Source organism: Lentzea albidocapillata, assembly GCF_000719115.1.
GTDB classification, from domain to species: domain Bacteria; phylum Actinomycetota; class Actinomycetes; order Mycobacteriales; family Pseudonocardiaceae; genus Lentzea; species Lentzea albidocapillata.
On the sequence record NZ_JOEA01000027.1, the window covers coordinates 42,292 to 58,045 of the forward strand.

The following is a 15,754-nucleotide window of genomic DNA, read 5'->3' on the forward strand; positions in this document are numbered from 1 at the left end:
TGGTGTTCACAGTTTCCGAACGCGACCAGCTGCGCCGCGACCTCGTCAACGCCGCCGACACCGACCCGCGCGTGGTCGGGGCGGCGTTGACCGGTTCGGCGGCCGTGGGCCGGGAAGACCGCTGGTCGGATATCGACTTCGCGCTGTCGATCGACCGCGAGCTGAACGCGGTGGTGGCCGACTGGACCGCGCTGATTTACGCGTGCGGCGCGGTCAGCCACCTCGACGTGCGGCGCGGCACTGTCCTCTTCCGGGTTTTCCTGATGCGTTCGACGCTGCAGGTGGACATCGCGTTCTGGCCCTCCTCCGAGTTCGGCGCGACCGGGCCGACGTTCCGGCTGCTGTTCGGCGAAACCAACCACCTGCCGCCGTCCGGTCAGCCCGACCGCGCCGAGCTCATCGGGTTGGCCTGGCTGCACGGGTTGCACGCGCGGTCGTCCATCGCGCGTGGCCGCGGGTGGCAGGCGGTCTACATGATCAACGGGATGCGCGACCAGGTGATGTCGCTGTGGTGCCTTCGCGAGGGCGTGAACGCGGTGCAGGGGCGCGGGCTGGACGACCTGCGGGATGCCGACGCGTTCGCGGGGACCTTGGTGCTGTCCACGCATCCTGACGAGCTGGCTCGTGCGTTTCATGTGTTGACAGGGCTGTTGCTCGGGGAGATCGACGAGCCGGAGCTGCGGGAGGCTGTCCGGGCGTTGTCACCTGCGGCAGGGGCGCAGCGCTGAGCAACCTGGGGACGCTGCAGGGGGATGGGATCGGCGGTGGGCGGCAACCCGTCCTCCGCTGCGACGGCGCGAAGCACAGGCCACCGGGGAGGTGGTGGCTCACGCACTCACCGGGCGGCTGTTCGCACGATCACGTAGCAACGTGGTCAGAGGCCGTGCTGTCGGCCGCGATCACGGGGCCGGCACCGGCTGAGGCCGTGCGGGCATCGTCTCCCGCAGCAGCAGGCCGGCGGTGAGCAGCACCAGCACGGCCGCCGAGCCGTGCACCGCCAGCGCGTAGCCCACGGTTCCGCCGTGTGTGATCACGGCGAGGCAGTCGCCGATCGGGATGATCGAGTCCGCGAGGACCACCCAGCCCAGCGCTCGCCGCTGCTTCATCAGCAGCAGGATCAGGGCTGTCAGCGCGTACGCGATGTCGCGCACCCCCTTCACGACGTAGTAGCCGGTCGGGTCCACGATGCCGAATCCCGCCGCCGCTCCGTCGCCGTTGAGCAGGTAGCCCAGGCCGAAGTACAGCCCTGCCGCGACGACGAGCCAGGACATGACGGTGGTCAGGGTCAGCTTCATTGCATCCTCCGAGTAAATCTAGCAGTGCTAGCGACAGGAGCGACGCTAACACTAGAGGCGCTCGGATGTCTAGCAGTGCTAGATTCAGCGGCGTGACCATCCAGAACCGGCGTGAGCGCGAGCGCGCCGAACGCCATCAGCTGATCATCGACGCCGCCCGGGACCTGGCCGAGGCGGAGGGCTGGGACGCGGTCACCACGCGCAGGCTCGCCGAGAAGGTCGAGTACAGCCAGCCGGTGCTCTACAGCCACTTCAAGGGCAAGGACGCGATCGTGCGCGCGGTCGCGATCCAGGGGTGCGGTGAGCTGGCCCGGCTGTTGCGGAAAGCCCGTCCGTCACGAGGGGAGTCACGGCTGCGGGCCGCGGCGGAGGCGTACCTGGAGTTCGCGCAACGAAGGCCCGCGCTCTACGACGCGATGTTCGTGCAGCAGTCCGACATCCCGTGGGGCACGGACGAGGTGCCGCAGGAGCTGCTCGACGCGTTCGGAGAACTGGTCGCCGCGGTCGAACCCGTTCGAGGCGAACGAGACCTGGGGGCGTTGACGGAGGTCTTCTGGAGCTCGCTGCACGGCATCGCGACGCTCATGCAGGGCGGGAGACTGCGACCGGTGCACGACGAGACCCGCCTCGACCTGCTGCTAGGTGCGCTCAGCCTCACAAAGCACGAAGACGGGCTTTGAGCCGATCCGGGTCAGCACGACCGTGGCCGACGCGGAACCGGAGAGCTTCAGGCGTTTGCGCATCGTGTTCGGGTCGACGTCCAGACCGCGCACCAGGATCTCCAGCCGGCCGACCGACCGCGTCTTCAGCAACGACTTGAGCGACTTCTCCGTGTAGTGCCCGTGTTCGAGCACGCGGAACGCCCGGATGCCCGCAGGAGGCCTGGACCCGCTCAGGTACGCGATGCGTTCGTCGAGCTGCCACAACCCGTGCCGGGCCGCGTAATGACGCACCAGACCGGCACGCACGACCGCGCCGTCCGGATCGATGAGCCACTCGCCGGGCGGAGCGACCTGGCAGTCGTCCGGTTCGGCGTCCGTCAGGGTCCACGAGTCAGAGCCGTGCAGAACGGAGGCGCGGCGCGTAACCCCAGGCGTGGCAAGGCCTCGCGTCCACAGGCAGGCTTCGCGGACCGCGCCGTCGAGGGACACGACCTCGACCTCGGCAGCCCACGGCGCGACGGCGAAGTCGATGCCGGGGGCGCACTTCACGGCGAGATCCACACCCGAATAGACCTCGGACAGCTCGTCCAGCGGCGGCACGAAGTCCGAGGGGTTCCACTTGCGGCGCCCGGACGAGTCACGGCGAGCGGGGTCCGCGGTGACGGCCGAAGCACGCGACACCGGACGCAGTGCATCGGCGACGACGACGAGCTGACCCGGAACGTTGTTGCGCGCCATGGCAAGCCGCACGGGGTCGAGATCCGAGCCGACGCAGGCGGAGGCCACCTCGCTCAGCGCGAAGAGGTCCGCGCCGACCGAACAGGTGACGTCGTGCACCGAGCGACCGGCGAACCGAAGCGCGCGATGCCGGGCGACAGTGGAAGCCGTGGCCTGTTGCAGAGCGTCGTCGGTGAAGAGCCACGACGCAGCGGAGTCCAGTTTGGACACCGCGCGACGCCTCAGCAGCACGGTTTCCACGACCGGGGCGAAACCGGGACCCAGGCGCCTGCGGGCCGTCTCGACGTCGCGCAACCGGGAAGCGTCGGAGAACGGCAACGCGTCCACCTCGGCCAGCGCGGCGGTTCCGGCGGCGGAGCGCAGGAACGCCACGTCGGCGGTGGTGAACGCGTAGCCCAACTCAGGAAGTCTTCTTACCGGTGATCGACACGTTGTAGAACACCTCGCGCGGCAGCACCTTCGCGAAGACGTTCTGGTCGACCCACGTGAGGTTCTGCCAGGTGCGGTAGGCGAACATCGCCCACCCGAAGCCCAGCTTCTCGCGCGGCACGGCGGCCTCGAACGTGCGCACCGGCCAGCCGAACAGAGCCGCGGACAGCTCGTCGGTCACCGCGCGGACGCCGACGGCACCGGCGCGACGAGCCGTGGCCTCCAGCTGGTCCGGGTCGAACGTGTGCAGGTCGACCACGGCCTCCAGCGCGGCCGCGCGGGAGGACTCGTCGAGCTCCTCCTGCGGACGGCGCCAGTCGCCCAGCACCGGCACGGCCTTGGTGATGTTGGTGGTCAGCCACCACGTCGCCTGGCCGAGCTTGCGGGCGTAGAAGTTGCCGATGTTCGTCGGGTCACCCGCGAACACGAACTTGCCGCCGGGCTTCAGCACGCGCAGCACCTCGCGCATCGCCGCCTCCACATCCGGGATGTGGTGCAGCACCGCGTGACCGACGACGAGGTCGAACGTGTTGTCCTCGTACGGGATGCGCTCGGCGTCGGCCACACGGCCGTCGACGTCCAGCCCGAGGTGCTCGGCGTTGCGCAGCGCGACCTCGACCATGCCGGGCGACAGGTCGGTGACCGAGCCCTTCTTGATCACTTCGCCCTGCATCAGGTTCAGCAGGAAGAAACCCGTGCCGCAGCCCAGTTCCAGCGCGTGCTCGTACGGGCCGACGTCACCCGCGGCGGCGCGGAACCTGTCCGTCGCGTAGGTGATGCAGCGGTCGTCGTACGAGATCGACCACTTCTCGTCGTACGTGCCCGCTTCCCAGTCGTGGTAGAGCACCTGCGCGAGCTTGGTGTCCTTGTAGGCCGCCTCGACCTCTTCCGCGGTCGCGTGCGGGTTCGGTGCCGGATCAGTTGCCACTGAAGTTCGCCTTTCCGGGACCGTTCGCGATGAACGACTCCACGCCGTTCTTCTTGTCCTCGGTCGCGAACAACGCCGCGAAGAGGTGGCTTTCGAGCTTCAGGCCCGACTCCAGGTCGGTGTCGAGGCCACCGTCGACGGCGGCCTTCGTCGCGGCCAGCGCGAGCACGGGCCCGTTGACGAACTGCTTGGCCCAGCGCACGGCCGCGGCGTACACGTCGTCGGGCGCCACGACCTCGTCGACCATGCCGATCTCGAGCGCCTCCTGGGCGCCGACGAACCGGCCGGTGTAGAGCAGGTCCTTGGTCTTCGACGGACCGATCAGGCGGGCGAGGCGCTGCGTGCCGCCACCGCCGGGGATCAGGCCGAGCAGGATCTCGGGCTGGCCGACCTTCGCGTTGTCACCGGCGATGCGGCGGTCGCAGCCGAGAGCGACCTCGAAGCCGCCGCCCAGCGCGTATCCGGTGATCGCGGCGACCGTCGGCTTCGGCACCGAGGCCAGCGCGCCGAGAGCGTCGGACAGGCTCTTGGCCCGCAGCGTCATCTCGGCGTGGGAGATCTGCGCGAACTCCTTGACGTCCGCGCCGGCCGCGAAGACCTTCTCGCCGCCGTAGACGATGACCGCGTAGACGTCCGAACGCTCCGAGGCCTCCTTCGCGGCGGCCTGGAGCTCGGTCTGCACCTGCCGGTTCAGGGCATTCATCGGCGGCCGCTCCAGGCGGATAGTGCCGATCCCGTCTTGAACCTCAAGCCTCACGAACTCAGCCACTACGGAGCCCTCCTAGTTGTCGCGACAGCTGCCCGTACGTTACCGCCCAGTAGTCGCGAGTTCGCGCTGGTCGTCCGTTCGCCTCTTCGTCTCGATTCGGCGAAGCCCAATCGGGGCGAAGCGGCGGGCGGATGACCAGCTTCCCGGCGAACTCGCCGCCGTCTGCGGAGCAGCGGCCAAAAAATCAGACTTTCCTGCGGGCGAAGAAGCGGTCTCCCGCTTTCTGCAGCTCCAGGTCCTGGGCGAACGTCTTCGAGAGGTTCTCCTCGGTCAGCACGTCGTCCAAGAGCCCCTGCGCCACGATCGACCCCTCGCGCAGCAGCAACGCGTGCGTGAAGCCCGGCGGGATCTCCTCGACGTGGTGCGTGACCAGCACCATCGCGGGCGCGTCCGGGTCCATCGCCAGCTCCGAGAGCTTCGCGACCAGGTCCTCGCGGCCGCCCAGGTCGAGGCCCGCGGCGGGCTCGTCGAGCAGCAGCATCTCGGGGTCGGTCATCAACGCGCGGGCGATCAGCGTGCGCTTGCGCTCGCCCTCGCTCAGCGTGCCGTAGAGGCGGTCGGCGAGGTGTGCCATGCCGAGGGTGCCGAGCAGCTCGCGGGCGCGGTCGGTGTCCTGCTTGCCGTACTCCTCGCGCCAGCGGCCGAGCACCGCGTAACCGGCGGAGACGACCAGGTCGACGACCGTCTCGTCGGGCGGGATGCGGCCGCCCAGCGCCGCGGAGCACAGGCCGATCCGGGGCTTGAGCTCCTGGACGTCCGTTTTGCCGAGACGTTCACCCAGGAGGTGGACCTTGCCCTTGGTCGGGTGCAGGTCGGCACTGGAGAGCCTCAGCAGGGTGGTCTTGCCGGCGCCGTTCGGGCCCAGCACCACCCAGCGCTCGTCCAGTTCCACGCTCCAGTCGATGTTTCCGACCAGCGTGTTCTTGCCTCGGCGGACCGACACGCCCGCCATGTGCACGACCAGATCTGTCACGTCGACGTCCGCCACGCCCCCATTCTTCCGAACGGCCTCGCACCGACCACTCATCGGGGTGTCCCTCGCGAGTGGTGACCCCGCTGCGCCGCCTGTGTGAACTCTCAAGTTTTTTGTCGGTGGCGGATGCCAAGATCGGGGGCATGGCTACGCGACCCGAGTCCGAGGTGCTGGCAGGCCGACCGTTCCCACTGGGGGCACACGCCGAAGCAGGCGGTGTCCGGTTCGCGGTGACGTCCCACGTCGCCGACGCGGTCGAGGTCTGTCTCGTCGACGACGACGGCACCGAGAAACGGGTCGAGCTGACCGAACGGACGTTCGGTGTCTGGCACGGCCTCGTGCCCGGTGTCACGCCCGGTCAGCGGTACGGGTTCCGGGTGCACGGGCCCTACGACCCGGGGCGCGGGCTGCGCTGCAACCCGGCGAAGCTGCTGGTCGACCCGTACGCGCGGCAGATCGAGGGCATGATCACGAACCTGGAGGCCTCGCTCGGCTACGCCGGCGACCCGATGCACGGGCCGCCGTCCGCGATCGACTCGCTCGGCAGCGTGCCCCTGTCCGTCGTCAGCTCACCGGGCGGTGCGGACACGGGCGTGAAGCCCGACGTGCCGTTCGAAGAGGCAGTCATCTACGAGATGCACGTCAAGGGCTTCACGAAGAACCACCCGGACATCCCGGAGAAGCTGCGCGGCACGTACCTGGGACTCGCGCACCCGGCGGCGATCGAGCACCTCACGCGCCTCGGTGTCACGAGTGTCGAGCTGCTGCCGGTCCAGACGTTCCAGGACGAGCCGTCGCTGCTGAGCCGGGGCGCGAGCAACTACTGGGGCTACTCGCCGCTGGGCTACTGCGCGCCGCACGCCGCGTACGCGAGCGAACCGGGCAACGAGGTCCAGGAGTTCCGCACGATGGTCGCGGCGATGCACGCGGCGAACATCGAGGTGCTGATCGATGTCGTCTACAACCACACCTGCGAGGGCGGTCCGGACGGGCCGACCATCTGCTTCCGCGGCTACGACGCGCCGGGGTACTACCTGCACGCCGGCGGCGGCAGCACGGTCGACATCACCGGCTGCGGGAACACGCTGGACGCCGGGTCGCCGCAGGTCGTGCGGCTGGTCACCGACTCGCTGCGGTACTGGGCGGACGAGATGGGCGTCGACGGGTTCCGGTTCGACCTCGCCTCGACGATGGGCCGGCCTGCCGGCGGGTTCTTCGACCGCGACTCGGCCCTGCTGACGGCCATCACGACGGATCCGGTGCTGTGCCGGTCCAAGCTGATCGCCGAGCCGTGGGACGCGACGGGCGACGGGTACCGGGTGGGCGACTTCGGCATGCAGTGGGCCGAGTGGAACGGTCGTTATCGCGACACGGTCAGGGATTTCTGGCGCGGCCACACGTCCGTGCGCGATCTCGCGTACCGGCTCTCCGGGTCGAGCGACCTGTACGCGGACGACCTGCGCCGGCCGTGGCAGTCGATCAACTTCATCACCGCGCACGACGGGTTCACGTTGCGGGACCTGGTGTCGTACAACGACAAGCACAACGAGGAGAACGGCGAGGACAACCGCGACGGCACGAACGACAACCGTTCGTGGAACTGCGGTGCCGAGGGCGAGACGTCCGATCCCGCCATCCTCACCCTGCGGGCGCAGCAGGCGCGGAACCTGCTCTCGACGCTGCTGCTGTCGACCGGCACGCCGATGATGACGGCGGGCGACGAGATGTGGCGCACCCAGGGCGGCAACAACAACGCGTACTGCCTGGACAACGACGTGTCGTGGGTCGACTGGACGACGACCGACGCGAGCGAGGCGCTGCTGGGGTTCACGCAGCGGCTGATCGACCTGCGCGCGTCGTCGCCGGCGTTGCGGCAGCCCGAGTTCTTCGAGGGCCGCACGACGCCCAGCGGCAACCCGGACCTGGTGTGGTTCCGGCCGGACGGGCAGGAAATGGCCGAGACGGACTGGTTCGACGAGGGCCGCCGCACGCTCGGCATGTTCATCGACGGCTCGAGCTGCCTCTCCCGCACACGGGACGGCGAGCTCGTGTCCGACGACTCGTGGCTGATGCTGATGCACGCCGGTGCGGACGCCATCAGTGTGACGCTGCCGCACGAGCGCTACGGGCCGTCGTACGAGCCGTTCCTCGACACGACGACGACGGACGGCTCCCCGGCGAATCCCGGTTCTCTAGCACCGTGGGAGAAGCTCACCGTGCCCGCGCGCTCGTTGTTGCTGCTCCGCGTACCGCGCTGAACTCCTTGCGGTCACTTGACTCTGTGTCCGAGGTTCTTCCGGCGAATGGACGCTCTAGCCATAGTCTGAGCGCGTCTGGCACCATCACGCTCGTGGTCGTCTACTGCTGGACGGACCGCACGATCGACCTCGTACTCGTGGCGTCGTGCGGGTGTAGCTCGACGCGACGCACGCGCTGACAGCGCCCTGCGTCGCGTCTTGATCGCTACCCGTACCCGACGCGGCCTTCAGGAGCGAGTGCGTGACCTCGACGTATGCAGACCATGATCAATTCGATCTCCACCCGGCGCTTGACAGTCTGCTGCTGAGTGACGTGATCCATCCGTCCCGCGACCTGTGGACGCCGCGCGAGCTGCGCGATCTCACCTCGTTCGTGGCGAGCGAGCTGACCACCGGGTTGCTGCAGATCCTCGACTACTCGACCGAACACCGCTGGTGGGCGCGGCTGGGGCTGACCGAGGGCGTCGAGCTGTGGCTGCTGTCGTGGCTGCCCGGCCAGGGCACCGAGCCGCACGACCACGGCGGTTCGGCCGGGTCGTTCACCGTGCTGACCGGCAGGCTGCGGGAGGACTACCGCTACCCAGCCGGGCCGATCCGGTCCGCGGTGCGCGACACCGGCGACGCGCTGGGCTTCGGGTCCGGGCGCGCGCACCAGGTGCTGAACCCGTTCGAGGCGCCGGCCGCGACCGTGCACGCCTACTCGCCGCCGCTCGTGCCGACCCGCGAGTACGCGTCGCTGCACGACATCCCCGACTCGATCCCACCGCTGCCCGCGCAGCGCCTGCCGCTGGCGCAACTGCGTCAGCTGGCCGACCTGGAGGGCCCGTGAGCAACGTCGACACCATCCTCGAAGACGCCCGGTCGCATCTCAAGCGGCTGGAACCGCACGAGGTGCTCGCGCTGGAGGACGTGCTCGTCGTCGACATCCGGCCCGCCCACAACCGGCTGGCCGAGGGCGAGATCGAGAACTCCGTCGTGGTCGAGCGGATCGTGCTGGAGTGGCGGCTCGACCCCGCCGGCGACTGGCGGCTGCCAGGGTTCACCGCCGGCACGACCGTCGTCGTGGTGTGCAACGAAGGCTGGGCGTCGTCGCTCGCGGCCCGGGACCTGCAACGGGTCGGGCTGCCCAACGCGACGGACCTCGTCGGCGGGTACCGGGGCTGGCGCGCCGCCGGACTGCCGATCCGCGAGGGCGGCTCGGAGCCCGTGGTCTGACCTTGGAACCGCTGTCCCGCCGGTAACGTCTGCTGACCGTGACAGTTGTGCGCTGGGTCGTGACGGCACTGGTCGTGGCCGGGACGATCGCCTGGACCCTCCCGGAGTTCCATCTCGGCCTGGCCGGAGCACTGGCCGGCCTGATCGTGGAGCTGACCGCGGCACAGGCAGGCCTGGCGCTCGGCGCCGTCCTGTGCGGACTCCGGATCACGCACGTGATCATCGGCATCGGCGGCGAGCTCAAGTCGTGGACGTGGACGCACCAGCGGCTCGTCCTGCGCCAGATCCCCGTGCTCGCGACCGTCGGGATCACCGGGCTGAAGCCGGGTGTGCGCCGGCGGATGGTCCTCACCGGAGCGTTCGCGATCGTCTTCTGCGCCGCGGTCGCGGCGGTGACGTGGCTCGCCACCGGCAGCGCGTTCGGCAAGGGCATGGCGCTCGCCGCCACCACCTGCTTCCTGTGGCAGCTCGTGCCGGTCGAGCGGCCGGGCAACACGAGCCTGGGCTGGTTCGTGTTCTCGCTGCCGAAGCTCTCCGGACGGCCGCTCGGCGAACTGGAGGCACGGCCCGGCGTGCTCGCCGGCATGGACGCCTACCAGCGCGGTGACCTCGACGAGGCCGAGCGCGTCTACGCGGAACTGGTGCGCGAACACCCCGACCTGCTCACTGTCGTCGGGCTCAAGGTCGTGACGTCGTGCGCCCGCGAGCGGTACCTCGAAGCGCTGCAGACGGTGATCGGGCTGACCGGTCGCGAGGACCTGAGCACGCGCGACCTGGCGTTCGTCATGGCCACCACCGCGGGCGTCTCCGTGCTGGCGGTCGAGGCGGGGCAGTTCCCCGCGGAGGTGGGGCTGGAGACCGCGCGCAGCATGTTCGGCAACGCCTACGCGGCCGGATATCCGAAGCAGCGCGCGAACGGGACGCTGGCGATCATGGCGTTGATCGAGGGCGACACCACGAAGGCCAGGCAGCTCGCGGGCTACTCCGCCGAGTCGAGCGAGAACGCGCAGGGCCGTGCCGACGACCTGATCACCATCGCGCGGGCGTGGATGGCGGACGGCGACAACGCGAAGGCCCGCGAACTCGTGGCCGAGGCGCACGAGCTCGCGGGCTGGAGTCCGCGGGTGGCGACGACCCGCGCCCGCCTGGAGATCAGCTGACCGATTCCGGGCAAAACGAATCGGTCGCATCATTGTGTGCAATTCCGAATTGCCGCCATTCCGCACCGAACGGAATACTGCGACACGGCAAAGGGCCCGTCACCGAGACCGGTGACGGGCCCTTTGCACCCCGCGGACAGATCAGCTGTTCTGGACCGGCAGCGGCAGGCCGGGCAGCGTCGGCAGGCCACCGGGAGGCGCCGGCAGGCCGCACTTGCTCAGCAGGTCGGTGACGGTCTTGAGCAACGTGGTCAGCAGACCGGTGAGTTTGCCGACGTCGGGCAGGGCGCCTCCGGCGGCGCCGAGGACCGTGCCGCCGAGGCCCGCGATGGTCGAGATCAGGTTCAGCACGACCGGCAGGCACTGGTCGACCGGCCCTGTGTACTCGGCCTTCGCGGGTAGGGGTACGCCCGGCACGCTGACCGGCGGTGTCGGCAGACAGCCGGAGCTCTGCATCGCGGTCACCAGGTTGAGCATGTCACCGATCAACGGTGTCACGGCGCCCACGTTGGGCAGGGGCAGGAGACTGCTGACGGTCTTCGTGAGTTTTCCGGCGAGGTCGGTGACGAGACCGGCGCAGGCGGCTGGGAGTTCTGGCGCGGCGGGCGACGCACTGGCAGCCGGGATGGTCGAGGCGGTGAACAATGCTGCGACGAGCGAGAGTGCGGTAATCGTCTTCTTCACGGCTACCTTCTTCCTCAATGCGCAATTCACTTGGAGCCGCCCCGAGAAAACCTTCGACGAATTCTCGTGCGGTTCATTCCATGCCAAGGAGCGTAAGCCCGCATCCAGGCCCCTACCAGCGGAGATCGCGAATTCACCCACTCGAAAAAGTGGTCATTCGTTTGAGCGAAGTGGTTTGAGGGGTACACGCCTGACTCAAGTCACGAGCAGTGACCAGGCAACCTGGAAGACAAACACATCAGGGCATCCAGCCCGCCGTTTGAAGGCGAACCGGATGCCCTGTGTCAATCTCGCGAAGCGATCAACCAGCCAGTACGACCCTGCCGAGTTCCGCAGACGTCGCCAGCAGGCCGTGCCGCGGCAGCACGCGCACGGTGTAGCCGAGCGCTCCGGCGTGCGGCAGCGGCACCTCGGCCTCGTAGTTGCCGTTGCCCGCGTAGCTCATGGGCGCGGACACGATGTCCTTGAGCTCGTCGGAGTCGTGCGACACCTTGCCCAGCACGACCTGGACGTCCACTTCGGACGGTTCCAGCCCGGCCAGCTCGACGCGCGCCCGCACCATGACCGGCGCTCCGAGCACCGGCACGGAGGAGCCACTGATCACCAGGTCGCTGTCGAGCACCCGCACCCGCGTCCACGACGCGCGCAGCCTGTGCCGGTACGCGGAGAGTTCCTTGGCGCCCCGGTAGCCCTCACCGACGACGTTCTGCGCGGACGCGGCGGCCGGCGCGTAGTAGGTCTCCACGTACTCGCGGACCATGCGCGAGGCCTGCACCACCGGGCCGAGCGACGCCAGCGTGTGCCGGACCATCGACATCCAGCGGGTCGGCACGCCGTCCTCACCCCGGTCGTAGAACAGCGGCGCGACCTGCGAACCGAGCAGGTCGTACAGCGCGTTGGCCTCCAGGTCGTCCCGGCGGACCGGGTCGTTGACGCCGTCCGCGGTCGGGATGGCCCAGCCGTTCGAGCCGTCGTACAGCTCGTCCCACCAACCGTCGCGAATGGACAGGTTGAGGCCGCCGTTCAACGCCGCCTTCATGCCGGACGTGCCGCACGCTTCGAGGGGGCGCATCGGGTTGTTCAGCCACACGTCGCAACCCCAGTACAGGTACCGGGCCATGGACATGTCGTAGTCCGGCAGGAACACGATCCGGTGCCGCACGCCCGCCTCGTCGGCGTAGCGCACGATCTGCTGGATCAGCGCCTTGCCGCCGTCGTCGGCCGGGTGCGACTTACCCGCCACGACGAGCTGCACGGGCCGTTCGGGGTGCAGCAGCAGCGAACGCAGCCGCTCCGGGTCGCGCAGCATCAGCGTGAGGCGCTTGTACGTCGGCACACGCCGTGCGAAGCCCACGGTCAGCACGTTCGGGTCGAAGACCGAGTCGGTCCAGCCCAGCTCCAACGCCGACGCGCCGCGCTGCAGCCACGACTCGCGCACCCGTCGGCGCACCTCGTCGACCAGCCGGCCACGCAGCGTCGACCGCAGCTCCCACAGCCCGGCGTCGGTGACCGGCTCGAACGCGCCGATGCCGAGACCGTTGCTCGTGTGGCTGTCCGCTTCGGACGCTCCGAGCAGCCTGCTCATCTCGGTCGCCGCCCACGTCGGCCCGTGCACGCCGTTGGTGACCGAACCGATCGGCACCTCGGTGGCGTCGAAGCCCGGCCAGAGGCCGCGGAACATGTCCCGGCTGACCTCACCGTGCAGTTTGGACACACCGTTCGCGCGCTGGGCGAGCCGCAGGCCCATGTGGGCCATGTTGAACATGCCCGGGTTGTCCTCGGCGCCCAGCGCGAGGATGCGCTGCGTGTTCACGCCGGGAACCAGGTTCTCGGCGCCGAAGTAGTGCTGGACCAGGTCGACCGGGAAACGGTCGATTCCGGCGGGCACCGGCGTGTGCGTCGTGAACACCGCACCGGCACGAGAGGCCGTGAGCGCCTGGTCGAAGTCGAGACCTTCGTTGGTGATGTACTCGCGGATCCGCTCGAGGCCGAGGAACCCGGCGTGGCCCTCGTTGGTGTGGAAGACCTCAGGCTGCGCGTGGCCGGTGAGCTCGCAGAACGTGCGCACGGCGCGCACGCCACCGATACCGGCGAGGATCTCCTGGCGGATCCGGTGGTTCTGGTCGCCGCCGTAGAGCCGGTCGGTGACGCCGCGCAGGTCCTCGTCGTTCTGCTCCACGTCCGAGTCGAGCAGGAGCAGCGGGACACGCCCGACCTGCGCCTTCCAGATCTTCGCGCGCAGCATCCGGTCGCCCGGCATGGCCACGTGCACCAGCAACGGCAGCCCGGACGGCTCGGTCAGCAGCTCCAGCGGCAACCCGCGCGGGTCGAGCGTCGGGTAGTGCTCGATCTGCCAGCCGTCGAGCGACAGCGACTGCCGGAAGTACCCGGACCGGTAGAGCAGACCGACGGCGATCAGCGGAACGCCCAGGTCGGAGGCCGCCTTGAGGTGGTCGCCGGCGAGGATGCCGAGACCTCCCGAGTAGTTCGGCAGCGCCTCGTGCACGCCGAACTCCATCGAGAAGTACGCGACGCTCGTGGGCAGCGGTGTGTCAGGTGCCCCGTGCTCCCGGCGCTGGACGATCTCGTCCTGCCTGCGCTGATACCAGCGCGGACCCTGGACGTACCGCTCCAGGTCGCTCGCGAGCGCGTGGAGCTTGAGCAGGAACTGGTCGTCTCTGGCCAGCGACTCCAGCTTGCCCGCGTCGACGACGGAGAGCAGACGCAACGGGTCGCCACCGACCTCGGACCAGACGCGGGGGTCGATCGAGGTGAAGAGGTCCTGCGTGGGCGGGTGCCACGTCCAGCGCAGGTTGGTGGCGAGCGTGCTCAGCGCGGACAGGGGCTCCGGCAGGCTGGCTCGGACGGTGAACCGGCGAAGTGCTCGCATGACGAGCGAACTTACCTGCCGCCCCTGAGTGCCTGACAACGTTCCCGGTCACACCTGCAACGACTTGCAGAACCGGTCAAGACGGGGACGGGCCGTGAACAGCCCATACGCGCCGCCCGGCGTCAGCCCCGTTGCTCGCCCGTGATCAGCAACCTCTCACCCTTGCCGGAGATCTCGAGGGTGTACTCCCGCGTCTTGACCTCGTTCGTCTCCTTCTCGGTGAGCTCCAGCACCACCGTGACCGTGAAGTTGCCTTCGCTGTCGGACTGGACGAGCGGGGTTCCCCTGATCGCGACCTTGCTGAACTGACCCCAGTGCTCCTTCTCCGAGGCGAGGCCCGGTGCCCGGCCGGGGTCCCAGTCGTTGCGCGCGGCCTCCACGTTCGACGGCAGCTTCGCGTAGTGCTGCTTCGTGAAGGTCGTGACCTGGGCCTGGGTGAACTTGGTGGCCGGCGGCTTCGACGACGGCGTCTGACTCGGCGTGGTCTGCGACGGCGTCTGCTTCTCGGTCGTCGGCTTCGGGGCGTCGGTCGTCGGCTTGTCGTAGGTGGGCTGCTGGGTCTGCGACGTGGTCGTCGGCGACGAGCTGCCGCCGGCCCCGCTCGAGTTCTTGTCCCCGTAGCTCGAGATGATCGCGTAGGCGGCGCCGGAGATCAGGAGCACGCCGAGGACCGCGGCGGCGACCGCGAGGCCCCGGTTGCTCTTCTTCGGCTCGGGCTCCGGCTCGTAGTCGCCGTAGTCGTCGTCATAGGTCGCGGGCAACGGGGCGGGCGGCCGGGTGCGCGGCGCCTGCGGGGGCATCGTGCGCGGCGGGCCCTGCATGGTGCCCGGACCCGCTGCGCCCATCACGGCGGTGCCGGTCGGCGGCGTCATCGGGCGCGGCGGGATCACGTGGGTGACGGGAACGGGGGCGCCGGACGCGATCGCCTTCAGTTCCTCGGCGGCCTGGGCTGCGGTGGGGCGCTGCGACGGCTCGTTCGCGAGGAGCCGGGTCAGCAGGCCGGTGAGCGGGCCCGAGCGCGTCGGCGGGCGGGTCTCGCCGCGCGCGACCTTGTAGAGCAGGCCCAGGTCGTTCGTGCTCTTACCGAACGGCGGTTCGCCCTCGGTCATCGCGTAGATCGTCGCGCCGAGCGAGAACACGTCCGAGGGCGGTGCGGGCTCGGCACCGCGGGCCAGTTCCGGCGCCAGGTACGCGGGGGTACCCGCGAGCATGCCGGTCTTCGTCACGGCCACATCGCCCAAAGCGCGCGAAATGCCGAAGTCGGTGATCTTCACCGTGCCGTCGCGTCCAATGAGGACGTTGGCGGGCTTGATGTCGCGGTGCACGATCCCCGCGCTGTGCGCGGCGGCCAGCGCGCCGGCGGCCAGCGAACCGATCCGCGCCGCCTCCTGGGCAGGCATCGGGCCGCGCTCCAGGATCGCGGAGAGGTTGCGGGACGGCAAATACTCCATGACAAGACAGGGCTTGCCGTCCTCGACCACGACGTCGTACACGGCGATCGCGTTCGGGTGCTGCAACCGGGCTGCGATGCGGCCTTCGCGCATGGCGCGCTGCACGGCCTCGTGGAACTCGTTCGACTCGACATCGTTGAGAAGCAGCTGCTTGACCGCCACGTCACGGTGCAGGAACTCGTCGCGTGCTCGCCACACGACACCCATGGCACCGGCGCCGAGCTGATCGAGCAGGACGTAGCGACCTCCAAGCTTGTTCACGCGCGCACGGTACCTGTAGCGCTCTCTTAACACGGTGAGTT

Annotated in this window: 14 protein-coding genes; 6 read left to right on the forward strand and 8 right to left on the reverse strand. The window is 69.4% G+C overall.

Annotated elements, in window-relative coordinates; translation table 11 throughout:
* Positions 1-2: 2 nt before the first annotated feature.
* Positions 3-728 carry a hypothetical protein gene (locus IG04_RS0136280; protein WP_030481265.1) on the forward strand — a complete coding sequence of 242 codons (726 nt, stop codon included), beginning with the start codon at positions 3-5 and terminating at the stop codon, positions 726-728.
* 171 nt (positions 729-899) lie between these two features.
* Here IG04_RS0136280 and IG04_RS0136285 read toward each other — a convergent pair whose 3' ends face one another.
* Positions 900-1,295: a DUF4267 domain-containing protein gene (locus IG04_RS0136285; RefSeq protein WP_030481266.1), complete on the reverse strand. Its 396-nt coding sequence runs from the start codon at positions 1,293-1,295 to the stop codon at positions 900-902.
* Between the two features lie 92 nt (positions 1,296-1,387).
* Here IG04_RS0136285 and IG04_RS0136290 point away from each other — a divergent pair, with 92 nt between their 5' ends.
* Positions 1,388-1,975 (forward strand): TetR/AcrR family transcriptional regulator, encoded by a 588-nt coding sequence (locus tag IG04_RS0136290; protein WP_030481267.1) that lies wholly within the window; start codon positions 1,388-1,390, stop codon positions 1,973-1,975.
* Here the strand turns inward: IG04_RS0136290 and IG04_RS0136295 are convergent.
* The 4 genes from IG04_RS0136295 to IG04_RS0136310 all read right to left on the reverse strand — a co-directional run bounded on the left by IG04_RS0136295 (position 1,934) and on the right by IG04_RS0136310 (position 5,848).
* Positions 1,934-3,094 (reverse strand): THUMP-like domain-containing protein, encoded by a 1,161-nt coding sequence (locus IG04_RS0136295; protein ID WP_030481268.1) that lies wholly within the window; start codon positions 3,092-3,094, stop codon positions 1,934-1,936. The genes IG04_RS0136290 and IG04_RS0136295 overlap by 42 nt on opposite strands.
* 1 nt (position 3,095) lies before the next feature.
* Complete coding sequence (locus IG04_RS0136300) at positions 3,096-4,052, reverse strand: class I SAM-dependent methyltransferase (RefSeq protein WP_030481269.1); 957 nt, start codon at positions 4,050-4,052, stop codon at positions 3,096-3,098.
* Positions 4,042-4,821: an enoyl-CoA hydratase/isomerase family protein gene (locus IG04_RS0136305; RefSeq protein ID WP_030481270.1), complete on the reverse strand. Its 780-nt coding sequence runs from the start codon at positions 4,819-4,821 to the stop codon at positions 4,042-4,044. The genes IG04_RS0136300 and IG04_RS0136305 overlap by 11 nt, the downstream gene beginning before the upstream one ends.
* Before the next feature lie 184 nt (positions 4,822-5,005).
* Positions 5,006-5,848: an ABC transporter ATP-binding protein gene (locus IG04_RS0136310; RefSeq protein WP_051771403.1), complete on the reverse strand. Its 843-nt coding sequence runs from the start codon at positions 5,846-5,848 to the stop codon at positions 5,006-5,008.
* Positions 5,849-5,937: 89 nt separating this feature from the next.
* Between IG04_RS0136310 and glgX the strand changes: the two genes are divergently transcribed.
* From glgX to IG04_RS0136330, 4 genes are all read left to right on the forward strand, one after another.
* Positions 5,938-8,052 carry a glycogen debranching protein GlgX gene (glgX, locus tag IG04_RS0136315; RefSeq protein ID WP_030481272.1) on the forward strand — a complete coding sequence of 705 codons (2,115 nt, stop codon included), beginning with the start codon at positions 5,938-5,940 and terminating at the stop codon, positions 8,050-8,052.
* Positions 8,053-8,293: 241 nt separating this feature from the next.
* Positions 8,294-8,881 carry a cysteine dioxygenase gene (locus IG04_RS0136320; RefSeq protein WP_036016625.1) on the forward strand — a complete coding sequence of 196 codons (588 nt, stop codon included), beginning with the start codon at positions 8,294-8,296 and terminating at the stop codon, positions 8,879-8,881.
* Positions 8,878-9,267, forward strand: coding sequence for a rhodanese-like domain-containing protein (locus IG04_RS0136325; protein WP_030481274.1), 390 nt, complete (start codon positions 8,878-8,880; stop codon positions 9,265-9,267). The genes IG04_RS0136320 and IG04_RS0136325 overlap by 4 nt, the downstream gene beginning before the upstream one ends.
* A gap of 38 nt (positions 9,268-9,305) precedes the next feature.
* Positions 9,306-10,427 carry a hypothetical protein gene (locus tag IG04_RS0136330; RefSeq protein ID WP_030481275.1) on the forward strand — a complete coding sequence of 374 codons (1,122 nt, stop codon included), beginning with the start codon at positions 9,306-9,308 and terminating at the stop codon, positions 10,425-10,427.
* Positions 10,428-10,568: 141 nt separating this feature from the next.
* Here the strand turns inward: IG04_RS0136330 and IG04_RS0136335 are convergent, their stop codons facing one another.
* The 3 genes from IG04_RS0136335 to IG04_RS0136345 form a co-directional block, all read right to left on the reverse strand.
* Entirely contained in the window at positions 10,569-11,111 is a 543-nt protein-coding gene (locus tag IG04_RS0136335; RefSeq protein ID WP_030481276.1) for a hypothetical protein, read from the reverse strand.
* A gap of 301 nt (positions 11,112-11,412) precedes the next feature.
* Entirely contained in the window at positions 11,413-14,001 is a 2,589-nt protein-coding gene (glgP, locus tag IG04_RS0136340) for an alpha-glucan family phosphorylase (protein ID WP_030481277.1), read from the reverse strand.
* 122 nt (positions 14,002-14,123) lie between these two features.
* On the reverse strand, positions 14,124-15,713 hold the full coding sequence (locus tag IG04_RS0136345; protein ID WP_245816228.1) for a serine/threonine-protein kinase: 1,590 nt from the start codon (positions 15,711-15,713) through the stop codon (positions 14,124-14,126).
* Positions 15,714-15,754: the final 41 nt, after the last annotated feature.